19 protein-coding genes are annotated in these 20741 nt (G+C 61.8%); 9 read left to right on the top strand and 10 right to left on the bottom strand.

Translation table 11 applies throughout. From position 1 onward, the window contains the following. Nucleotides 1–37 precede the first annotated feature (37 nt). The gene (locus tag ACCD05_RS07625; RefSeq protein ID WP_047506115.1) at nucleotides 38–280 is read right to left on the bottom strand and encodes a hypothetical protein; all 243 of its coding nucleotides are present in this window, start codon (nucleotides 278–280) and stop codon (nucleotides 38–40) included. Between the two features lie 162 nt (nucleotides 281–442). Between ACCD05_RS07625 and ACCD05_RS07630 the strand changes: the two genes are divergently transcribed. Continuing rightward, nucleotides 443–2311 carry an ABC transporter ATP-binding protein gene (locus ACCD05_RS07630; protein ID WP_413391987.1) on the top strand — a complete coding sequence of 623 codons (1869 nt, stop codon included), beginning with the start codon at nucleotides 443–445 and terminating at the stop codon, nucleotides 2309–2311. A gap of 15 nt (nucleotides 2312–2326) precedes the next feature. Here ACCD05_RS07630 and ACCD05_RS07635 read toward each other — a convergent pair whose 3' ends face one another. After that, the gene (locus tag ACCD05_RS07635; protein WP_413391989.1) at nucleotides 2327–3262 is read right to left on the bottom strand and encodes an endonuclease/exonuclease/phosphatase family protein; all 936 of its coding nucleotides are present in this window, start codon (nucleotides 3260–3262) and stop codon (nucleotides 2327–2329) included. A 287-nt stretch (nucleotides 3263–3549) separates the two neighbouring features. On the opposite strand from ACCD05_RS07635, the gene petA reads away from it, so the two are divergent. From petA to ACCD05_RS07660, 5 genes are all read left to right on the top strand, one after another. After that, the gene (gene petA / locus ACCD05_RS07640; protein WP_112941073.1) at nucleotides 3550–4128 is read left to right on the top strand and encodes a ubiquinol-cytochrome c reductase iron-sulfur subunit; all 579 of its coding nucleotides are present in this window, start codon (nucleotides 3550–3552) and stop codon (nucleotides 4126–4128) included. A gap of 13 nt (nucleotides 4129–4141) precedes the next feature. After that, nucleotides 4142–5419, top strand: a complete 1278-nt coding sequence (locus ACCD05_RS07645; RefSeq protein WP_113237325.1) for a cytochrome b N-terminal domain-containing protein — start codon at nucleotides 4142–4144, stop codon at nucleotides 5417–5419. A gap of 26 nt (nucleotides 5420–5445) precedes the next feature. After that, on the top strand, nucleotides 5446–6312 hold the full coding sequence (locus ACCD05_RS07650; protein WP_413391991.1) for a cytochrome c1: 867 nt from the start codon (nucleotides 5446–5448) through the stop codon (nucleotides 6310–6312). A 166-nt stretch (nucleotides 6313–6478) separates the two neighbouring features. Then, on the top strand, nucleotides 6479–7777 hold the full coding sequence (locus ACCD05_RS07655) for a DUF2325 domain-containing protein (RefSeq protein ID WP_413391992.1): 1299 nt from the start codon (nucleotides 6479–6481) through the stop codon (nucleotides 7775–7777). 140 nt (nucleotides 7778–7917) lie between these two features. Then, nucleotides 7918–8460, top strand: a complete 543-nt coding sequence (locus tag ACCD05_RS07660) for an adenine phosphoribosyltransferase (protein WP_111562871.1) — start codon at nucleotides 7918–7920, stop codon at nucleotides 8458–8460. 9 nt (nucleotides 8461–8469) lie between these two features. Here the strand turns inward: ACCD05_RS07660 and ACCD05_RS07665 are convergent, their stop codons facing one another. Together ACCD05_RS07665 and ACCD05_RS07670 are read right to left on the bottom strand one after the other, a co-directional pair. Next, a complete protein-coding gene (locus ACCD05_RS07665; RefSeq protein ID WP_413391993.1) occupies nucleotides 8470–8934 on the bottom strand; it encodes a MaoC/PaaZ C-terminal domain-containing protein in 465 nt (154 codons plus the stop codon). Continuing rightward, nucleotides 8931–9419: a MaoC family dehydratase gene (locus tag ACCD05_RS07670; protein WP_413391995.1), complete on the bottom strand. Its 489-nt coding sequence runs from the start codon at nucleotides 9417–9419 to the stop codon at nucleotides 8931–8933. The genes ACCD05_RS07665 and ACCD05_RS07670 overlap by 4 nt, the downstream gene beginning before the upstream one ends. Before the next feature lie 75 nt (nucleotides 9420–9494). On the opposite strand from ACCD05_RS07670, the gene ACCD05_RS07675 reads away from it, so the two are divergent. Beyond that, complete coding sequence (locus ACCD05_RS07675; RefSeq protein WP_209234981.1) at nucleotides 9495–10595, top strand: hypothetical protein; 1101 nt, start codon at nucleotides 9495–9497, stop codon at nucleotides 10593–10595. Nucleotides 10596–10720: 125 nt separating this feature from the next. Here the strand turns inward: ACCD05_RS07675 and ychF are convergent, their stop codons facing one another. Beyond that, a complete protein-coding gene (gene ychF, locus ACCD05_RS07680; RefSeq protein ID WP_018897382.1) occupies nucleotides 10721–11824 on the bottom strand; it encodes a redox-regulated ATPase YchF in 1104 nt (367 codons plus the stop codon). 191 nt (nucleotides 11825–12015) lie between these two features. Between ychF and clpS the strand changes: the two genes are divergently transcribed. Next, a complete protein-coding gene (gene clpS / locus ACCD05_RS07685) occupies nucleotides 12016–12327 on the top strand; it encodes an ATP-dependent Clp protease adapter ClpS (protein ID WP_018897383.1) in 312 nt (103 codons plus the stop codon). A gap of 2 nt (nucleotides 12328–12329) precedes the next feature. Here the strand turns inward: clpS and ACCD05_RS07690 are convergent, their stop codons facing one another. The 5 genes from ACCD05_RS07690 to ACCD05_RS07710 form a co-directional block, all read right to left on the bottom strand. Continuing rightward, nucleotides 12330–12785, bottom strand: a complete 456-nt coding sequence (locus ACCD05_RS07690; protein WP_413391996.1) for a GNAT family N-acetyltransferase — start codon at nucleotides 12783–12785, stop codon at nucleotides 12330–12332. 2 nt (nucleotides 12786–12787) lie between these two features. Further along, entirely contained in the window at nucleotides 12788–13534 is a 747-nt protein-coding gene (pth, locus tag ACCD05_RS07695) for an aminoacyl-tRNA hydrolase (protein WP_413391997.1), read from the bottom strand. A 123-nt stretch (nucleotides 13535–13657) separates the two neighbouring features. Further along, the gene (locus ACCD05_RS07700; RefSeq protein ID WP_413391998.1) at nucleotides 13658–14383 is read right to left on the bottom strand and encodes a substrate-binding periplasmic protein; all 726 of its coding nucleotides are present in this window, start codon (nucleotides 14381–14383) and stop codon (nucleotides 13658–13660) included. A 19-nt stretch (nucleotides 14384–14402) separates the two neighbouring features. Then, on the bottom strand, nucleotides 14403–16760 hold the full coding sequence (locus ACCD05_RS07705; protein WP_413391999.1) for an EAL domain-containing protein: 2358 nt from the start codon (nucleotides 16758–16760) through the stop codon (nucleotides 14403–14405). A 195-nt stretch (nucleotides 16761–16955) separates the two neighbouring features. Next, complete coding sequence (locus tag ACCD05_RS07710) at nucleotides 16956–17564, bottom strand: 50S ribosomal protein L25/general stress protein Ctc (RefSeq protein ID WP_018897388.1); 609 nt, start codon at nucleotides 17562–17564, stop codon at nucleotides 16956–16958. A gap of 391 nt (nucleotides 17565–17955) precedes the next feature. Between ACCD05_RS07710 and ACCD05_RS07715 the strand changes: the two genes are divergently transcribed. Then, nucleotides 17956–20736 (top strand): EAL domain-containing protein, encoded by a 2781-nt coding sequence (locus tag ACCD05_RS07715; RefSeq protein WP_413392000.1) that lies wholly within the window; start codon nucleotides 17956–17958, stop codon nucleotides 20734–20736. Nucleotides 20737–20741 lie beyond the last annotated feature (5 nt).

The raw sequence follows: 20741 nt of genomic DNA on the forward strand, positions 1-20741 counted from the left end.
GTTTTTATTTTGTAATCAGTCGCTTGGATGTGTCTGCTCAGTGCCTGTCGGCACTCAGGCTGTCCGCCCAGTCGATGACGCGATGGCCCTCGACCGCCATGCTGCTGGCAAAGGCAAGCGTGCGCAACGTCATGAGCCGACGCTGCTCTTCATTATCGATCCAAGCGGCAACGGCTTCCGCCACGACCTGGTCGTGCGCTACGCCGAGCTGCTCAATAACCGCATCGAGTCTTTCCGCCAAAGGCAACGGTATGCTCGACACGAGTGTCCTTTTTTGCATTGTGGCCGTCTCCCGTGAAATCTCATGCTATTCCCACATTGTGGCGGGACATGTCTCATTCAACGACGATGCCGTCGATGTTACCAATCATTACCAAAATATAAGGTTGGTCCGGCGAACGGATTGCTTTCCCCATCCGGCGGATAAGCCTATATCGCAAATATGCTCCTAAATCGACTCTTTCGTGCCTTTGAAACCTGGATTGATCCTTTCCAACCGCGCGACAACATTCAGCCGCCGCGGTCGACGACGGGCTTTATCTGGTTCTACATCGGCCAGGCCAAGCTGCCCTTCATCGCCATGCTGGTTCTCGGCGGCATGTCGGCCGCCATCGAGGCGGCGCTGTTCTGGTTCGTCGGCCGCGTCGTCGATATTCTCGCCAGCATCAAGCCTGATGTCGGCTGGCACGGCCTGCTCGCCGCGCACGGCTTCGAGCTTTTCGGCATGCTCTTCCTCATCGGCCTCGTGCGCTTCATCGTGCAGCTGGTGATCGCGCTGGTCGATCAGCAGGTGATCACGCCCGGATTCTACAATCTCGCCCGCTGGCAATCCTATCTGCATGTGTCGCGGCAATCGCTGTCGTTCTTCCAGAGCGATTTCTCCGGGCGGATCGTCACCAAGGTGTGGTCGGCGGGGCAGGCGACCGGCGATCTGGTGACGTCGCTGATGGAAAGCGTCTGGTTCGTCGGCATCTATGCGGCGACGACGCTGGTGCTCGTAGCGCGGCTCGACCTGTCGCTGGCGGTGGTCGTGCTGTGCTGGCTGGTCGCCTTCGGGGTTCTGGCGCGCTACTTCGTGCCGCGCATCCGCCGCCACTCGCGCGATACGGCCGAATCCGCCTCGATGCTCAACGGCCGCATGGTGGATGCCTATAGCAACATCCAGACGCTGAAGCTGTTTGCGCGCGACGAGGAGACCGATCGCTACATGCGGCAGGGCTTCGACACGTTCCAGGCGACCGTGCTGCTCTTCACCCGCTTCATCACCGGCGTGCGCGCCTCCATGGCGCTGCTGTCGGGCATCATGATCGTGACCATGGCAGGGCTCAGCGTGCATTTGTGGCTGCAGGGGCTGATCAGCTCGGGCGCCGTCGCGTTTTCGCTGGCGCTCGTGCTCAGGCTGAACTTTCTGCTGGGACGGCTCATGACGCAGTTCAACGGCATCATGCGCAATCTCGGCACCATCCAGAACTCGGCGGAGCTGATCTCCAAGCCGCTCGGCCTCGTCGACAAACCGGATGCGCCGGATCTCGTCATCGCCGAGCCCGGCATCCGTTTCGACGACCTGTCCTTCCACTATGGTAAGGGCAGCGGCGTGATCGACCATTTCTCGCTGACGATCGCGCCCGGCGAGAAGGTAGGCATTGTCGGGCGCTCAGGCGCCGGCAAGTCGACGCTCGTGAACCTTCTGCTCCGGCTCTACGATCTCGAAGGCGGGCGTATCCTGATCGACGGGCAGGATATCGCCGGCGTCAGGCAGGAATCGCTCAGGATGCAGATCGGCGTCGTCAGCCAGGACACGTCGCTGCTGCACCGCTCGGTGCGCGATAATATCCTCTTCGGTCGCCCGGATGCCGGCGAGGCGGGATTGGTCGAAGCGGCGCGTCGGGCAGAGGCGATGGGCTTCATCCAGCGGCTGGAAGACCAGCAGGGGCGCAAGGGGTTCGACGCGCATGTCGGCGAACGCGGCGTCAAGCTTTCGGGCGGTCAGCGGCAGCGGATCGCGATTGCCCGGGTGATGCTCAAGGACGCGCCGATCCTGGTTCTAGACGAGGCGACGTCGGCGCTTGATTCCGAGGTGGAAGAGGCGATCCAGACGAACCTCAACCGGATCATGGACGGCAAGACGGTTCTGGCGATCGCCCACCGGCTGTCGACGATCGCAGCGCTCGACAGGCTGATCGTCGTCGACAAGGGGCGCATCATCCAGGAGGGCACGCACGAGGCGCTGCTGCGCGATGGAGGGCTGTACGCGGAGCTCTGGGCGCGGCAATCGGGCGGCTTCCTGGCGGCCGATCTGGAGGAGGTCTAGGCGTTCCGGCGGGTGTTATTGGCGATCGATGGCGATCTCGGCCATCAGCCCGTAGTGGTTGGAGCCGGCATTGTCCTCGATCTGCTTGACAGATATCAGCCGCAGTGGCGGGCGGGCGAGCACGTGGTCGATGGCGATGCCGAGCTTGCCGGCTCGGGTCGGCCATGTCGCGGGCTCCGGAAAGACAGTGCTCAGGCGGGCGGTGCGGACGAAATCCTGGATATGCGGATCGATGATGGCCGAGTTGAAATCTCCGGCCACGATCAGCGGCCCATCCACCGACTTGACGACCTTGCGGAGATCCCAGAGTTCGTCGACCTGGAAATCGTCGAAATAGGGCTTTGCGAGGTGGACGGAGGCGAGGTGGACGGGCGTTCCGTCGACATCGATCGTCACCTGGACGAGACGGTTGGGCCAGAGATCGCCGAGGGTTCTCACGCCTTGTTCAAGGAACGGGCGCTTGGAGAGCACCAGCGTATCGCATCCCGGCGTGCCGACGCCGCAGCCGATGCGATACGGGTAGGTGGCCGAGATCCGAGGGAGCTCAGGCAGCAGCGGTATGGCCTCGAGGATGTTGACGACATCGGCGCCGGAGGCGATCACGGCGTCAGCGATGCGGCGGCTGTTTTCGAAATTGTCGTTCTCGATGTTGAAGGACATCAGGCGCAGCAGCGGACGCGACGCAGTCGCCGGTGGAGCGGCCTCGAATTCCTTCAGCATCAGCACGCCATGGCCGGCAAGCAGCACCGACACGGTGACCAGCAGATAGGCGTACCAATGGCGCCGGATCAGCATCAGGACGAGGCTTGCGGCGAGTGCTGCGAGCGCGAAATGGACCTGAAAGCTGTAGACGAAGGCAAGCAACCAAGTGTGCGTGAGATAACGCAAAGAAATGGCCGCAAGCAGCAGCGACACGAGAACACTGCCCACGCAGAATAAAGTGTGTCTCATAGGATGGCACCGGGCGTGAGCGAGTAATATTTCGGCCACGTAACACGCGGCCGGATATGTTGCAACGCAACACTGTTGCAGCCGCGCGATTGTCCTAAAGAATCAACTCTCAAGGGCCGCGACATTGTGCCCACTTGCCCTGCCGAGGCTGGACATAATTGATGATCGATAATAGAACGCGCCTTAGTGGGTGGGGAATCTAAGTTCGAATATCTGTATGACAGATTCGTCGCCTTGGAGGGATGGCGCGGAAAATTCCGCGAAATTTGGGCAGAGGATGTTAAGCCGTGAGCGAACACGAAACGACAGGCGGGGTCTCTAGCGAGCCCACACGCCGTGATTTCCTTTATTTAACCACGGGTATGGCAGGCGCCGTCGGCGCCGTCTCTGTCGCATGGCCGTTTATCGACCAGATGCGTCCCGACGCGTCGACGCTCGCGCTCGCTTCCATCGAAGTCGACGTCTCGAGCCTCGAGCCTGGCATGTCGCTGACCGCCAAGTGGCGCGGCAAGCCGATCTTCATCCGCAACCGTACACCTGAGGAAGTGAAGGCTGCAGATGACGTTCCGCTGGCGGAGCTCAAGGATCCGATTGCGCGCAACGCCAACCTTGCCGCCGATGCGCAGGCGACGGGCGTCGACCGTTCGGCCGGCAAGGACAAGGAAAACTGGATCGTCATGATCGGGTCCTGCACCCATCTTGGCTGCGTTCCGCTCGGCCAGGCCGGCGAATACAACGGGTGGTTCTGTCCCTGTCATGGCTCGGTCTACGATACGGCCGGCCGCATACGGAAAGGCCCGGCACCGCAGAATCTCGCGATTCCGACCTATTCGTTCGTTTCCGACAAAGTTATCAAAATCGGTTGAGGGGGACTGATTTATGAGTGGCCATTCCAGCTACGAGCCATCAACCGGCCTTGAGAAGTGGATCGATGCACGCCTGCCGCTGCCTCGTCTCGTCTATGACAGCTTCGTCGCCTATCCGGTTCCGCGTAACCTGAACTACGCCTACACCTTCGGCGCCATGCTGTCGGTGATGCTGATCGTGCAGATGCTAACAGGCATCGTGCTCGCCATGCATTATGCGGCGGAAACATCCGTTGCCTTCAATTCCGTCGAAAAGATCATGCGTGACGTCAACCACGGTTGGCTGCTGCGCTACATGCACGCCAACGGCGCATCGTTCTTCTTCGTCGCGGTCTATCTGCATATCGCCCGCGGCCTCTATTACGGCTCGTACAAGGCGCCGCGCGAAATCCTCTGGATTCTCGGCGTTCTCATCTATCTCTTGATGATGGCGACGGGCTTCATGGGCTACGTTCTGCCCTGGGGTCAGATGTCCTTCTGGGGTGCCACGGTTATCACCGGCTTCTTCTCGGCATTCCCGCTGGTTGGCGAATGGGTGCAGCAGTTCCTGCTCGGCGGCTTTGCGGTCGATAATCCGACGCTGAACCGCTTCTTCTCGCTGCACTATCTGCTGCCCTTCGTCATTGCCGGCGTCGTCATCCTGCACATCTGGGCGCTGCACGTCACCGGCCAGACCAACCCGACCGGCGTTGAGGTCAAGACCAAGACGGACACGGTGCGGTTCACGCCTTACGCGACGCTCAAGGATGCGCTCGGCGTTTCGGTCTTCCTGCTGGTTTACGCCTACTTCGTCTTCTACCTGCCGAACTTCCTCGGCCACGCCGACAACTACATCCCGGCTGACCCGTTGAAGACGCCGGCGCATATCGTTCCGGAATGGTACTTCCTGCCGTTCTACGCGATGCTGCGCTCGATCACCTTCAACATCGGACCGATCGATTCCAAGCTGGCTGGCGTTCTCGTCATGTTCGGCGCCATCATCGTCCTGTTCTTCCTGCCGTGGCTCGATACGTCCAAGGTTCGCTCCGCGGTCTATCGCCCGTGGTACAAGATGGCCTACTGGCTGTTCGTGATCAACGCGATCATCCTCGGCTGGCTCGGTTCGCAGCCGGCGGAAGGCCTCTACACCACGATCTCGCAGATTTGCACGCTGCTCTACTTCGCCTTCTTCCTGATCGTCATGCCGGTCCTGGGTCTCGTCGAGACGCCACGCCGGGTGCCGAACTCGATCACCGAGGCGGTGCTGGAGAAGCGCAACAAGTCAGTCGCTGCCGAAGCGGCCAAGGCATGAGCGGGCGGCGAGAGGGAACACACATCATGAAAAAGCTTGTTGCAAGCATCCTGTCACTCGCAGTTGTCGGCTGTCTCGGGAGCGCGGCTGTCGCGCAGGAGGCAAAGCCCGCCGAACATCACGAGGCGGCGACCCCGCACTATCCGCTGAAGGAGCCAAGGGAGGTCGACTGGACCTTCGCCGGTCCCTTCGGCCACTACGACAAAGGCCAGCTGCAGCGCGGCCTGAAGGTCTACACCGAAGTCTGCGCCGCCTGCCACTCCATGCACCTCGTGCCATTCCGCATGCTGGGCGATCTCGGCTACTCGGAAGCGCAGGTCAAGGCGTTCGCCGCCAACTACGAAGTGCAGGACGGCCCGAATGCCGCCGGCGACATGTACAGCCGCAAGGCCGTGCCGTCGGACTACTTCCCGTCGCCGTTTGCCAACGCCGAAGCGGCGGCTGCGTCCAACAACGGTGCGGCGCCGCCGGACTTCTCGCTGATCGCGAAAGCCCGCGAAGTTGAGCGTGGCTTCCCGCGCTTCATCTTCGATATCTTCACGCAATACCAGGAAGGCGGGCCGGATTACATCTACTCGCTGCTGACCGGCTACGAGAACCCGCCTGAAGGCACGACGGTGTCGCAGGGCCAGCACTACAACCCGTACTTCCACGCCGCTTCCGTTCTCGCCATGCCTCCGCCGCTGTCGGATGGCCAGGTGACCTATGACGACGGCACCGCCGGTACGGTCGACCAGTACGCCAAGGACGTCGCCTCGTTCCTGATGTGGGCCGCAGAGCCGCATCTGGTCGAGCGCAAGCACACCGGCTTCATGGTGATGATCTTCCTTTTGATCTTCACCGTGCTGATCTACCTCACCAAGCGGTCGGTCTACGCCCGCAAGGACCACTAAGCCCGAGGGCTTTCGCAGGCAGGGAAGCGTTTTCCTGCCTGCTCTTCTTTTTTCCTTTCCCGTTCATTTCAATAGGGCTTCTTCAGGCGCGCTTGCGATGCGGCTTGCGCGAGCGCTTGTTCGGGCCTATCGATATATTCGTTGAGATACATCGATAGGTTCAGCAATGCCGCTATTGTCGGGATACCACGCCTCGCATGCTCCGCTCGCCAAGTTGCCAGCGACCGCGCAGCGGTCTGCGCCATCATCATTTAGCGCGACGGCGAAGCGCAGCGGGCGTGCGAAGACCTGGGAGATCAGCTCGCATTTCCATTGCTCGATCATCGGAACCTGCCTGACGGCCGGCGAGCTTCGCCAGGTGTTGATCAAGGTGGGTGAGGGCGATGCGCGCAGCGCCGGCGATCATGCGCTGCATTCACGCGGCGTATGGCTCGCCGGACAGAAAGGCGTACCGGGCAAGCTCCTCAACAAGGCGCTCGATCGTCGCCACGAAAGCATGATCCGGCGGGCGGCGTCGATCGACAGCGCCGAGGAACTCCAGCGGTTCTGGCGGGATGCGTTTGATCGCGGCGATATCTCGGGAGCCTATTGGACGGTGATGACCCACCCGGCCGCGAACGAAAAGCTGGTGCGCGACGTTTTCGGCGAGGTGCACATGCTGTCGCATCTGGTCGGCAGCGCCAGCCGGCTCGACATCGCCCGGCTGACGGAGCTGCAGCGCCAGGCCGAGGAAAAAGACGACAAGATCGCCAAGCAGGAGCGCCGCCTGGCTGCGGCCGCGGCCGAGCGCGTTGAGATGCTGCGCGAGATCGAGCAATTGCGGGAGGCGCTGCGGCGGGCGCAGGCGGCCAGTGACACGGTCGGGTCTGCTGTCGAGGCACGAGCGGATGAGGCGCGCGGCGGGGTGTCTTCGGCCAATGCCGCTCACTCGGAGCTGTTGGCCGAACGGTTAGCCACGGCGCGACAGGAAACACAGCGAGAACAGCAACGCGCGGAGCTTGCTGAAGCCGAACTTTCCAGGTTGCGGTTGGAGAACGACCAGATCGAGGCGCTGCTTCTTGGCGACGGGTCGAGCGTCGGCGATGACGTGACGACGCTCGCATCCGTTACGACTCCATCCGGGACGTCGGCCGGCGAGGGGGCCGTGCTCTATGTTGGCGGTCGCCGTAGCCTCTATGACAGGCTGCGGTCGCTTGCGTCCGACCACGGCGTGACGCTGCTGCTGCACGATGGCGGCCTCGAGGATAGTACGACGCTTCTGCCGGCCGCACTTGCACAGGCAACGACCGTCGTCTTCCCGGTCGATCACATCAGCCACACGGCGGCCGGCATCATCAAGCGGTCCTGCCGGGAGAGCGGCAAGGCCTACATGCCCTTGCGTTCGGCGGGGCTGGCGAGCTTCCTGGCGGCGATCCGCGATGCCGCGAATGCCGGCCAGGGGCGAACGCTGCGCGCCGGCGAATAGGCGACGCTGATTATCGAACTTGAGTGCTCGTGCCGCATGCCGGCGCGGCTTGGGGAGGCTGTTTTTTGTTGGAAGCGCGGCGGGCAATTGATAGTGTGCGCCCGGCTTCCAACATGCCTCTCGATAATACGGAATTTTCAATGGACACTATCGCTTCCGAGCTTGCCGCCAGCATTCGCTCGATCCGGGACTATCCCAAGCCCGGCATCATCTTTCGTGACATCACCACGCTGCTTGGTGATCCCCGGGCCTTTCGCCGCGCCGTCGATGCGCTGGTGCAGCCCTATGCGGGTACGAAGATCGACAAGATCGCCGGCATGGAAGCAAGAGGGTTCATTCTCGGTGGCGCCGTGGCGCACCAGCTTTCGGCTGGCTTCGTGCCGATCCGCAAGAAGGGCAAGCTGCCGCACGAGACCGTGCGCATCGCCTACAGCCTGGAATACGGTATCGACGAGATGGAAATGCACATCGACGCTGTGAAGCCGGGCGAGAAGGTAATCCTCGTGGACGACCTGATCGCGACGGGCGGGACGGCTGTCGGCGCGACCCAGCTGCTGCGCCAGATGGGTGCCGAGGTGGTGTCGGCCTGCTTCGTCATCGACCTGCCGGATCTCGGCGGACGCGCGAAGCTGGAAGCGCTTGGCGTCGATGTGCGCACGCTGGTCGAATTTTCGGGCCACTGAGGCCGGCTGTTACTCGAATTCGAGCACGCTGCTTTCGAACCTGACAACCGGGTCGCCCGCGACATAGCCTTCGCAGAGGATGGTGTTGAGGATGCGGCCCGGGCGTGAGGCCATCGGGCGGCTGGACAACAGGGTAACGGCGTAATCGACGGTTTCGCCGGCGAAAACCGGGCGGATCCACTGCAGGTCCTTGAAGCCGGCTGCTGGGCCGAGCTTGGGCGGCGTGTGGCCCTCACGGGCGATTTTTTTGCTCTCGGCGATCCAGTAGGCGACGAATGTCGTCATCCAGCCGGCGCAGGTATGCCAGCCGGAGGCGCAGAGGTCACCGAACAGGCTTTCGCGCGCGGCTTGCCTGTCCACATGGAAGCGCTGCGGATCATAGCGCTTCGCGAAGCGGATGATGTTTTCCTCGGTGAAGGCGTAGCTTCCCGTCTCGGTCTTTTCGCCGAGCGTATAGCGATCGAGCATCCTCATGCGCTTGCTCCCGTTTGCGCCTCGGTCGCGGTTGCCATGCGGAACATGATCGGGTTTTCCGACACGCAGACCGTTTCGCCGCGCTGGTTTTCGAGCTCGTGGCGGAACTTGACGATGCCGATACCCGGGCGGGAGCGCAGGGCGCGCGCCTCAAGCACGGTCGAGTGGCCGGAGAGCGTGTCGCCAGCGATGACGGGCCGGCGCCATTCCATGATGTCGATGCCGGGTGCGCCCTCTGAGAGCGAATTCAGCAAATAGCTGTCGATCATCATCCGCATCAGCATCGCCGATGTGTGCCAGCCCGATGCGGCGAGGCCGCCGAGAATGCTCGCGCGTCCGGCCGCTTCGTCGGTGTGCATCGGCTGCGGGTCGAACTCGCTGGCGAATTCGATGATTTCCGCAGCGGAGACCGTGACCGGTCCAAGCGCGAAGCGGCGGCCGGGATGAAAATCCTCATAGGCCAGGATCTGATCGGACAAATTCATCTCCGCGTCATAGGCGTTTGTTCACGATTACAATAGCATCCATTGTAACTCAATGATTCATGAGAGATTTCCGATATGCCCGAGTTGAAGTTGATCCTTGATGAGGCCGAGCGGGAGGGCATTCTTCCCGACCGCGTTGCCGATCGGCTTCTGCCGTTTCTGATCGAGCGCGGCGTCAGGGTCGATGCGGTAGTGGCGGAGACGACAGGGCAGGCCGTGGCGTTTTCCGACACGGAGACGCCGAGCTTCGTGCGCGGGTTCCACGACGTGCTGATCACCATCGGTATCGTCGTGGCGCTTGCCGGCCTCTGGGGCCTCGGCTCCATCTATGCTGTGCTGCCCGCGATCATCGTGCTTGCCGAAATCCTCGTGCGCCGCCAGCGGCTGGCGCTGCCGGCTGTGGCGCTGACCTTCGCTTTGGCGATCTGGACCTGCGTCGCGTTGGCGATGTGGACGGGAGCCGTGTCGGCAATGTTGGGAGCATCCGACATCTTCGGGCTTGGTATCCACAATGACGGGCTGCAATATACGCTGGCCTTTCCCGTCGTGCTCGGCCTCTTCTATCTGCTCTATAGGATACCGCTTGCCTTGGCGCTGGCGATCATGGGGGCGGCGGTCGTGGTGCCGAAACTCATTCTGCGCCTGTTCGACTGGCTGAGCGCCACTCCGCTCGACATGGCCACCCATGAGGGCGTGCAGTCGATGCTGCTGGTTGCCTGCGCGATCGGCCTGTTTGCGATGGCCATGCGCTTCGATCTCAAGGACCCGTTGCGCCGGACCGTCAATTCCGACATTGCCTTCTGGCTGCATCTCGGCGCCGCCCCCGTGCTGCTTTACAGCATTCTGTGGCTGTCGGGCGGTGGGAGAGGGGCGCTCGTCGGGCTCGACACGGTGTCGATGCGCACACCTGTCGTGGTGATCACCGTCATGGCGCTGATGTTGGTGGGGTTGATCATCGACCGACGCGCTTTCGTCACGTCGGGATTGGTATCGCTGGGGGCCGCGCTCTACGGGATCTTCCGCCAGGGCAATGCGCAGGTGGATACCTACGTCTTCATCACGCTGTTGGCGGTGGGCGTGATTGTTCTTGTCATCGGCACCGGCTGGATGCCGCTTCGGCGCGCCGTTGTGCGCCGTCTGCCTGATGGCATGCAGAAGCGACTGCCGCCCGCTTAAAGCGTGTCGCGATCCTTCGGATTCGCTCGCCACGCTTTAAGTTTTTGTTCTGTCGCATGTCGGTTCCGCAAAACCGCCGCGCACTTTTGCGCGACATGCTTAGGCGGCAGTCCTGTCGTTTCAAATCAGGTGTTGAAGCGGAAGTGGATGACGTCGCCGTCCTGGACGACGTATTCCTTGCCTTCGTCGCGGCCCTTGCCTGCTTCCTTGGCGCCGACTTCACCCTTGAAGTTGATGTAGTCGTCGTAGCCGATGGTGAAGGCGCGGATGAAGCCGCGTTCGAAATCGGTGTGGATGACGCCGGCCGCCGCCGGGGCCTTGGTGCCGCGACGGATGGTCCAGGCGCGGGTTTCCTTGGGGCCGACGGTGAAATAGGTGATCAGGTCGAGCAGGTGGTAGCCGGCGCGGATCAGACGGTCGAGACCGGCTTCCGTAAGGCCGAGCGCCGAGAGGAACTCGGTGGCCTCTTCTTCCGGCAGCTGCGCAACTTCGGCTTCGATCGCAGCCGAGATGATGACGCATTCCGCGCCCTGCTTCTCCGCCATCTCGGCCACGGCCTTGGTGTGCTCGTTGCCATCCACGGCGTCACCCTCGGCGACGTTGCAGACGTAGAGGACCGGATGAGAGGTGAGGAGGTTGAGGCCCTTGAGGATCTCGATTTCCTCAGGCGCCAGCGTCTTCAGGAGAAGACGAGCAGGCTTGCCTTCGTTGAGGAGCTTGATGACCGCCTCCATGACCGGCAGCTGGGCCAGCGATTCCTTGTCCTTGGATGCGGCGCGCTTGCGGGTCTGCTCGACGCGGCGCTCCAGGCTTTCGAGGTCGGCGAGCATCAGCTCGGTCTCGATCGTGTCGGCGTCGCCGACGGGATTGATGCGACCCTCGACGTGGGTGATATCGTCATCCTCGAAGCAGCGCAGCACGTGGACCACGGCATCGACTTCGCGGATGTTGGCGAGGAACTTGTTGCCGAGGCCTTCACCCTTGGACGCGCCGCGCACGAGGCCGGCGATGTCGACGAAGGAGATGCGCGTCGGAATGATTTCCTTGGAGCCGGCGATACCCGCCAGCTTCTGCATGCGCGGATCGGGAACGGCGACTTCGCCGGTGTTCGGCTCGATCGTGCAGAAGGGATAGTTCGCCGCCTGCGCTGCCGCCGTCTTGGTGAGCGCGTTGAAGAGGGTCGACTTGCCGACATTCGGCAGACCGACGATACCGCATTTGAAGCCCATGGCTGAAACCTGCTGTTCTTGAATTCCTTGGCCGTGCGTATGGGGTAAAAGCCGCCTCCGGGTCAAGCTTTTCGAGCACATCTTGCGTGATCAAAGCGGCTTTGGCTTGAAAGCGGTGCTTGCAGTGCAATATAATATGCGGGCTGAGCATGGCTCGCCCTCTTTCCTGTCATCAACGGATGGACTGCCCGATGAGTGACAACGATGTCGCCCTGAAGCCGAAAGTGAAGTCGAAGCCGAAGCTCGATCGGCCGAAGCTCTACAAGGTGATCCTCGTCAACGACGATTTCACGCCGCGCGAATTCGTGACGGCGGTGCTGAAGATCGTCTTCAGGATGAGCGAGGAGGCCGGATACCGGGTGATGATGACCGCGCACAAGCTCGGCACCGCCGTGGTGGTCGTCTGTGCCAAGGATATCGCCGAGACCAAGGCCAAGGAGGCCATGGATTTCGGCAAGGAAGCGGGTTTCCCGCTGATGTTTACGACAGAGCCCGAGGAATAGGTTCAGACGCTTCGTCTGATCTGGAAGCCCGTCTTGTTCTGCACGAAGCCGCAGCTTTCGTAGAAGCGATGGATGCCGGGATCGGTGCGGCCGGTGAGCAGCATCACCTTGTAGCAACCGGCCTGCCAAGCGAGTTCGATCGCATGCCCGATCAGGGCGCTGGCATAGCCGCGCCGGCGATGCGGCGTTGAGGTTGCGACGTTTTCGATCAGCGCATAGGGCGCGCCGCCGCGGGTGAGGTTGGGCATGATGATCAGCGTCACCGACGCGGCCAGCGCATCGTCGGCCAAGCCCACCAGCACGCGCATGCCGGGATAGGCCAGCATGGAGGCGAAGCGCTCTTGTGCCACCGCCGGATCGATGGCGGGGTCGCCGGGGTTCATGTCCCTATAGAGCGCGAGAAGCGCTGCGAGGTCTCCCGCTTCGGCCGTGCGGATCGCGAGAGGCGAGGGGGACATGGTCAGTCTTCCTTGTTGCCGAACATCTTCTTCAGCATCTCGGCCATCGGTCCCGTCGTCGGCAGCTTCTTCGGCTGGGCGTTGTTGCGGGCCTGGTGGATGTGCGATTTGCCGGCAGGCTTCTGAGCCGCTGCGTTCGCATTGGCAGGCTTGGCGGGCTTTGGCTTGTCCTCGTCTTCCTTGCCGCCGACGGCGAGGGCCAGCTTGTTCATCAGCTGCGAATCCTCGCGCTTGACCAGCATCTCGAGATTGTCGGCGAGCGCGTCCAGCATGGGTTCCAGCCACTGCTGGTCGACCTTGGCGAAATCGCCGAGCACGTAGTTGTGCACCAGATCCTTATTGCCGGGATGGCCGATGCCGAGGCGGAGGCGCCGGTAGTCCCTGCCGCAATGGGCGTCGAGCGACTTCACGCCGTTATGGCCGCCGTGGCCGCCGCCGACCTTGATGCGGGCCTTGGCGGGCGCGAGGTCGAGCTCGTCGTAGATGGCGACGATGTCGGATGGCTGCAGCTTGTAGAAGCGCATCGCCTCGCCGACGGATTCGCCGGACAGGTTCATGTAGGTCTGCGGCTTGATCAGCAGCACCTTCTCGCCCGCGATCTCGCCTTCGGAGATCTCGGCCTTGAACTTCTTGGACCAGGGCGAAAACGAGTGGCGGCGGTGGATGGCGTCCACGGCCATGAAGCCGATATTGTGGCGGTTGCCGGCATATTGTCTGCCGGGATTGCCGAGGCCGGCGATAACAAGCATGGCGCGTTCATTCCTGGGCGTTTCAAATTCTGAACGTGTTCACCACCGCGAAACGACGCTGAAGTCAAGCGCAAGCGTGTCGATGGCGGCCAGAATCGATGAAGCGGGGTCGGAGACGCGCTATCAGTGACGCGCGTGCAGGCCGTATTTGGCGAAGATCGCGCGCTGCGTTCCCTCCGTGATCAATGCGTCGAGCGCCTGCTGCATTCTGGTCCTTATGTCTTCGGGGAAGCTCTTCTCGCAAGCTATCCCGAGCGATTGGAAAGAGAGCGTGGCGACGCGCACGAGCGGCTGATCCAGCTTGAGCTTCTCGAAGTAGATCTCCGAGATCGGCATGAGGTCGATGCGGCCGTTCATGAGCTTGCGCAGCGTCGAGGGGAAGTCGCTGGCGACGTCGATCCTGGGGAAGTCCTTTTCCTTCAGCAATTTCTCGGTGTAGTCGCCGCGATGCGTGCCGATGACGTAGCGCCGGGTGTCGTCAAGATCGGTTTCGCGAATGCCTGAGGAAGCGGTGGCCACGAGAATATTGTCGTCCACCAGAAGCGGCTCGACCCATTTGAAGAGCTTGTCGCGCTCGGGGCTGTGCGCCGTCGTGAAGAGGCAGGTCATCGGCGTGGCCTGGGCCGCCGCATAGGCGCGGGTCCAGGGCAGAAGCTCGATGCGCATATCGATATCGGCCTTCTGCATCAGCAGCTGCACCTGCTCCACCGATGTGCCTTTCAGGGTATCGCCTTCGTGATAGCTGAAAGGGGGATACTCCTCGGTGACGAAATTGACGGTGGCCGCGCGCGTCGGACCGGCGAGGGGCAAGCTCAGGAGAGCAAGAAGAAGCAGCAGTGGTTTGATCATCGGCTTCTCTCTCTTGCGTTTACGAGGCGCGGGCAAGCGTGTTGGCGTCCGCCAACCGGGTCATCAGCTGCTCGACGGTTTGCGGACGGTGGAAGAGGTAGCCCTGGCCGTAGTCGAGACCCATCTCGCACAGCGTATGGCATTCCTGCTCGGTCTCGATGCCCTCGGCGATCACGTTGCAGCCCATCTTGTGCGAGAGGGTGGTGATGCTTTCGACGAGCGTGCGGCTCTTCTGGCGGATATCCTCGTTGGCATCGTTGATCGAGCGCGTAAACGACTGGTCGATCTTGATGATGTCGACGGGGAAGCGGTTGAGATAGCTGAGCGAGGAGTAGCCGGTGCCGAAGTCATCGAGCGCGATGCGGCAGCCGAACTGGCGGATATCGCTGACGATCTTGCGGATCTCGGGATTGTTGTGCATCAACACCGCCTCGGTGATCTCGACGACGATCCGCTCGGGGCGAATGTTATACCGCATGAGCAGCGAGGCCAGCCGTGCAGGCAGCGACGGCTCGAACTGCAGCGGCGAGAAGTTGATGGCGAGGTAGCTGTTCTCAAGACCCGGGAGCGCCGAGAGCGTCGCCAGGTGCTCGATCGCCTTTTCCATGATGACGTTGCCGACGCGGATGATCTTTCCGGTCTCCTCGGCGACGTTGATCACCTCGGCAGGCGCCATCAGGCCCTTCACCGGGTGGTTGAGGCGCATCAGGGCCTCGAAGCCGGCGACGCCGCGACCGTTGAGATTGACGATCGGCTGCAGGTAGGCCGCGAACCAGTCCTCGATCAGGCCGATCTCGATGCAGCTTTCGATCTCGGCGCGGGCGCGGGCGTGATCCACCATGCCGCTGTCGAAGTGCTGGGCGCCGTTCTTGCCGTCGCGCTTCTTGGCATACATCGCCATGTCGGATTTCTGCAGCAGTTCGGCGGCATTGTCGGCGTGGCGCGGATAGATGGCGATGCCGACGCTTGCGCTCAGATGCATGTCGGTGCCGAAGGGCTCGTTGAAGATGGAGGCGAGCATCTCGGCCATGAGGTCGGCGCGCTCGGCGGCGTTGCCTGCGGGCAGCAGGATGGCGAATTCGTCACCGCCGAGGCGGGCTGCCACATCCGTGGGCGCGAGCTTGCTCTTCAGGCGGCCGACGAATTCCCGCAGCGCCTTGTCGCCCTCGGCGTGGCCGAGGTTGTCGTTGATCCACTTGAAACGGTCGAGATCGACGAAGAGGCAGGCGAGCTCCTGGTTGGCGGCGTCGGCCTCGCGGATCTTGCCGTCGAGCACGGTCTCGAAGCCCTGGCGATTGAGAAGGCCAGTCAGATGGTCGGTGATCGCCTGCTTGTGGTTGCGGGCTTCAGAGGCCTTCAGCGCCGTAACATCGGTCATGACGGACAGCGACAGACCGCCCTGGCCGCCGGTGGCAGTCTTCGATTCCAGGATGAGCACGTCCATGACGCGGCCGTCGGCGCAGAGGAACTTCACGGTGACATCGACAGTCGCGCCGCCATTCAGCTCACCCTTGCGACCGAGGAAGGCGCCGCGGGCGTCCGGGGTGACGAGATCGGTGAAGCGGTTGCCGATGATATCATCGCGCTCGTAGCCGGTGGCGGCGAGCCAGTAGTCGCTGACGGCGGTGATGTGGTCGTTTTCGTCGAGCGAGAACAGCATGGCGGGCGTCAGATTGTAGATGTCGATGGCGCGGCGGTGCGCGAGCTTCAGCTCCTGCTCCTCGCTTTCCAGCTTGGACTGCATGGTGTTGAAGCTCTTGGCAAGGCGGCCCATCTCGTCGTTGGAGCGCCAATCGACATGGTGGCGCGAGCCGAGCTGGCCGGTGGCTTCGATGGCGGCGATCAGACGCGTCAGCGGACGAACGAGGACGATGCGGTTGCCGATGAGGGCGGCGCAGAAGACGATCAAGACGGCGAAGACGAAGATCGACAGGAAGATGATCTCTTCATTCTTCAGGCCGGAGAACAGGTCCGGCGCGGGATAGAAGACCGAGATCGTACCCAGCTTCTTCGGACCGTCGAGCGTGGTGTAGGTGATGGCGTGCGAGACTTCGATCAGCTGGCCGTTATAGGAAGCGGGGATCGTCGACTGGGTGACGTCAAGCTGGCCGGATTCGTCGCGGACCTGAACCTTGACGATGTTACCCTGCGAGACGACGGCGGCGCTGATCTGCGCGACGCTGTCTTCGTCCAGATCCCAAAGCGGCTTTGCCAGTGCTTGCGAGTTGGCGACGAGAAGAACGGAGATGTGGTCGCGGATTTCCTTTTCGGCGCGTCCGGAGGACAGGAAGAGGAACAGAACAAAAAGCGGGGCTACGAGCAGAAGCAGTGCAGCGAACACAATTCCTAGAAATCTGTTCTGAACGGAATTATGCATTTTCCTGCGTCTGCCCCTTGCCGCACAATTTTTTCGTTCAGAACGGAACTTGCTCTGGAACGATGGGGCATGCTTCCACGAAATGTCTTAATCGAAGTTGAAGCGGCTCTGTCCGAACAAATGAAAAGACCCGCTTTCCGGAGAAAGCGGGTCTTATACTTTACAAAGCGTTCAAGCGTTCAAGCGATCAAATGATCAAGCTTCAGCTTCGCCAGCTTCTTCTTCTTCCGATACGCCAGCTGCCGGAGCAACGATCGTAGCGATGGTGAAGTCGCGGTCGATAACCGTGGTCACGCCCTTCGGCAGGGTGACTTCGGAGATGTGGATGCTGTCGCCGATCTTCTTGCCGCTGAGGTCAACGTTGAAGAATTCCGGGATCGCATCAGCCGGGCAATGAACTTCGACGTCGTGACGAACGATGTTCAGAACGCCGCCGACCTTGAGGCCCTGGGACTTCTCTTCATTGATGAAGTGAACCGGGATCGCAACGGTAACGGCGGTGTTGCCGGATACGCGCAGGAAGTCGACGTGCATGGTGAAGTCGCGGACCGGATCGAGCTGGTAGTCCTTCGGCAGAACCTTGTACTTCTTGCCGTCGACGTCGATCGTAGCGATGGTGGTCATGAAACCGCCAGCGTGGATGCGCTTCGTTACCTCATTGGTGCTGAGGGAGATCGAAATTGGGGCCTGCTTGTCACCATAGATGACAGCCGGGATGAGACCATTGCGGCGAAGTTCACGGGCGGACCCCTTACCAACCCGTTCGCGCGCCTCGGCCTTGAGCTCGTAGCTTTCGTGGCTCATGACTTTTCCTTCCGAGGTTATTTGGAGAGCTCGGCGCAGGCATCGCCTGTCGCTGAACTGGAGGCGGGTTTCCCCATCCTCATCCGCATTGCCTCCAAGGGTGTCTGTGCGGACGCGTGCGCTATAGTCTAGTTGCGGCGGAATGGCAAGGGCGCGGCGCTTGAGAGACGTGGCGGTGCGAACGCGACCATGCTGTAATTCTTTAGCATGAGCTGATGCAACTTAGACATCCGCCGTCATCGCCAGTCAAAACTCAGGATCGACCGCCGTTGACGGAGCATTAATGACAGTTGCGATTAGCAATCGTCAAGACTTCGCCGGCTGCCGGAAATTACCGGTTTCTTAAGCGCCCGCATATGAAAGCGAAACGGCAAATTGGTCCGGATATATGATGCTTACCGTTTTTAACTGCATTGCCTACATGCATGATCTCAGGCTGGTCGTTTTGGCCGGATGCCTGTGCTTCCTGTCGAGCCTTGCCGCGCTGACACTGCTGCAGCGGGCGCGCAGCACCGTCAAGGTCGCGCGCCTGATCTGGCTCTTGATGGGTGGTGCTGCCGGCGGTTTCGGCATTTGGGCGACGCATTTCGTGGCGATGCTTGCCTATGATAGCGGCGTGGTCGTCGGTTACGACACTTCGGAAACATTGACGTCGCTGGTACTGGTGGTGGTCGCGACGCTTGCCGCCGTGGCGTTCGCTGCCGGCGCGGAGAGCAGGGTGCGGCGGGCGTTCGCCGGCATGCTGTTCGGCGTCGGCGTCACGTCGATGCACTTTCTCGGCATGACGGCTGTGCAGTTTCCCGGCAGCATGGATTGGGACCAGTCGCTTGTGCTTGCCTCGATGTCTTGCGCGGTGGTCATCTCGGCCATCGGCTTTTATATGCTCCCCGATATCAAGACCGATGCGCGCAAGCTGCTTATGCCTGCCGCGACGGTCTGCGCCGCGATCGTGGCGATGCATTTTACGGCCATGGCGGCGCTGACGATCGTGCCCGGCCCGGGACCAGTGATCGATCCGAGCGAGACCATGTCCACCGGCTTCATGGTCGTCACGCTTCTCTCGGTCTCGCTGTCCATGATTACGTCCGGCTTTGCAGCGGCGTTGTTTGCGATGCGTGCGGAAAGCTCGACGAAGGAGAGCGAGGCGCGTTTCGAGATGCTGGTGCAGGGCGTGACCGATTACGCGATCTACATGCTCGACAAGGATGGCCGGGTCGCCAACTGGAATGCCGGCGCCGAACGCGCCAAGGGATACACCGCCGACGAAATCATCGGCGAGGATTTTGGGCGCTTCTACTCCGAGGAAGAGCGCGCGGCCGGCCTGCCGCAGCGGGCACTTTTGAAGGCGCGCACCGAGGGGAAATTCGAGGCCGAGGGCAAGCGGTTCCGCAAAGACGGAACGTCCTTCTGGGCGCATGTCGTGATCGATCCCATCTGGAACGCCGACGGCGAGATCGCCGGCTATGCCAAGATCACCAAGGATGTGACCGAGCAGAAGGCCGACCGCGACCGCATCAAGGAAGTCTCGCGCAACCTCGATCTCGCACTTGAAAACGTCTCGCAGGGCATCTGCCTGTTCGACGCCGAGGAACGGCTCGTGCTGGCAAACCGCCGCTATAGCGAGATCTTTGAATTCGAGCAGGGAACGATCCGTCCCGGCATGAGCTACAAGGAGATCATCGCGATCGGGTACGAGATCCACTTCTCGGATCCCGAGGCCGTGGCAAAGCGCGCATCCGAGCATTACGACAAGCTGATGCGGGCGCTTAGATCCGGTGAACGCTCGATCGTGCACAAAGGCGCGCATGGCCGGTCGATCCAGCTGAACCTCAACGAGCTTCCCGATGGCGGCTGGGTCGCGACTTACGAAGACATTACGGAACGGCTGATTTCGGAAGAAAAGATCGCCTTCATGGCGCGCCACGACGCGTTGACGGGCTTGCCCAACCGCTCCGAGTTTTCCGAGCGCCTGTCGCAGGATCTGGCTGTCGCCAAGCGCGCCGGCACGAAGGTCGCGGTCATCGGCATCGATCTCGACAAGTTCAAGGAGATCAACGATCAGCGCGGCCATAGCGCCGGCGATCAGGTGCTGGTCACGCTCTCGGAGCGCATGAGCCAGCTTCTCGGCGAAGACGAATTCGTTGCCCGCTTCGGCGGTGACGAGTTCGCGGCGATCAAGCAGTTTTCCGATATCGCGGATCTGCATGATTTCGTGGCGCGGCTGGAGGCGAGCCTGACCGGCGACTTCCAGATCGATGATTTCGACATCAATCCCGACGCCAGCATCGGCGTTGCTATCTATCCGCAGGACGGAGCGACCGGCGAGATATTGCTCGCCAATGCCGATCTTGCCATGTACCGCGCCAAGGCGACGCTTTCCGAGCGCATCTGCTTCTATGAAGTGGCGATGGACGAGGCGGCACGCGACCGTCGCAAGATGGCAAGCGATCTCTGGTCGGCGATCGAAAAGAACGAGTTGCATCTGCACTTCCAGGTGCAGAAGTCGGTCTCAACAGGTGACATCACCGGCTACGAGGTACTGCTGCGCTGGGATCATGCGACGCGGGGCAACGTGCCGCCGGGCGAGTTTATCTCGGTTGCCGAGGAATGCGGCGCGATCGTTCCGATCGGGGAATGGGTGCTTCGCGAGGCCTGCAAGGAGGCTGCCGGCTGGGCGAATAAGCACAAGATCGCCGTCAACCTGTCGCCCGTCCAGATCGGTCACCAGGATATCGCCCATCTCGTGCATTCGGTCCTGTTCGAGACCGGGCTCGAGCCATGGCGCCTGGAGCTTGAGATCACCGAGTCGTCGATCATCGTCGACAAGGACCGGGCGCTGCTGACGCTGCGTCAGGTCAAGAATCTCGGCGTATCGATCGCCATTGACGATTTCGGCACGGGCTATTCGTCGCTGGAAACGCTGCGCGCCTTCCCGTTCGACAAGATCAAGCTCGATCGTAGCTTCATGAACGAGGTGGAGACCAGCGAGCAGGCGAAGGCGATCATCCGCGCGATCCTGGCGCTTGGGCAAAGCCTCAATATTCCGGTGCTCGCGGAGGGCGTCGAGACGGATGTGCAGCTTGGTATTCTGCTCGACGAAGGCTGCGATGAAGCGCAGGGCTATCTGCTCGGCCGGCCGATGCCGATGCGTTCACGCAAGATCGCCGCCTGAGGCCG

This window comes from Rhizobium sp. Rhizsp42, assembly GCF_047304155.1.
In the GTDB taxonomy this organism is placed as follows: Bacteria; Pseudomonadota; Alphaproteobacteria; order Rhizobiales; family Rhizobiaceae; genus Rhizobium.

Bases quoted from the DNA above. Each gene is read 5' to 3' on its own strand.
- ACCD05_RS07625 (WP_047506115.1), bottom strand. From the start codon at position 280: ATGCAAAAAAGGACACTCGTGTCGAGCATACCGTTGCCTTTGGCGGAA.
- ACCD05_RS07690 (WP_413391996.1), bottom strand. From the start codon at position 12,785: ATGTCCCCCTCGCCTCTCGCGATCCGCACGGCCGAAGCGGGAGACCTC.
- ACCD05_RS07655 (WP_413391992.1), top strand. From the start codon at position 6,479: ATGCCGCTATTGTCGGGATACCACGCCTCGCATGCTCCGCTCGCCAAG.
- ACCD05_RS07665 (WP_413391993.1), bottom strand. From the start codon at position 8,934: ATGAGGATGCTCGATCGCTATACGCTCGGCGAAAAGACCGAGACGGGA.
- ACCD05_RS07670 (WP_413391995.1), bottom strand. From the start codon at position 9,419: ATGAATTTGTCCGATCAGATCCTGGCCTATGAGGATTTTCATCCCGGC.
- ACCD05_RS07710 (WP_018897388.1), bottom strand. From the start codon at position 17,564: ATGAGCCACGAAAGCTACGAGCTCAAGGCCGAGGCGCGCGAACGGGTT.
- pth (WP_413391997.1), bottom strand. From the start codon at position 13,534: ATGCTTGTTATCGCCGGCCTCGGCAATCCCGGCAGACAATATGCCGGC.
- ACCD05_RS07645 (WP_113237325.1), top strand. From the start codon at position 4,142: ATGAGTGGCCATTCCAGCTACGAGCCATCAACCGGCCTTGAGAAGTGG.
- ACCD05_RS07715 (WP_413392000.1), top strand. From the start codon at position 17,956: ATGCTTACCGTTTTTAACTGCATTGCCTACATGCATGATCTCAGGCTG.
- ACCD05_RS07675 (WP_209234981.1), top strand. From the start codon at position 9,495: ATGCCCGAGTTGAAGTTGATCCTTGATGAGGCCGAGCGGGAGGGCATT.
- ychF (WP_018897382.1), bottom strand. From the start codon at position 11,824: ATGGGCTTCAAATGCGGTATCGTCGGTCTGCCGAATGTCGGCAAGTCG.
- clpS (WP_018897383.1), top strand. From the start codon at position 12,016: ATGAGTGACAACGATGTCGCCCTGAAGCCGAAAGTGAAGTCGAAGCCG.
- ACCD05_RS07650 (WP_413391991.1), top strand. From the start codon at position 5,446: ATGAAAAAGCTTGTTGCAAGCATCCTGTCACTCGCAGTTGTCGGCTGT.
- ACCD05_RS07635 (WP_413391989.1), bottom strand. From the start codon at position 3,262: ATGAGACACACTTTATTCTGCGTGGGCAGTGTTCTCGTGTCGCTGCTG.
- ACCD05_RS07660 (WP_111562871.1), top strand. From the start codon at position 7,918: ATGGACACTATCGCTTCCGAGCTTGCCGCCAGCATTCGCTCGATCCGG.
- ACCD05_RS07705 (WP_413391999.1), bottom strand. From the start codon at position 16,760: ATGCATAATTCCGTTCAGAACAGATTTCTAGGAATTGTGTTCGCTGCA.
- ACCD05_RS07700 (WP_413391998.1), bottom strand. From the start codon at position 14,383: ATGATCAAACCACTGCTGCTTCTTCTTGCTCTCCTGAGCTTGCCCCTC.
- ACCD05_RS07630 (WP_413391987.1), top strand. From the start codon at position 443: ATGCTCCTAAATCGACTCTTTCGTGCCTTTGAAACCTGGATTGATCCT.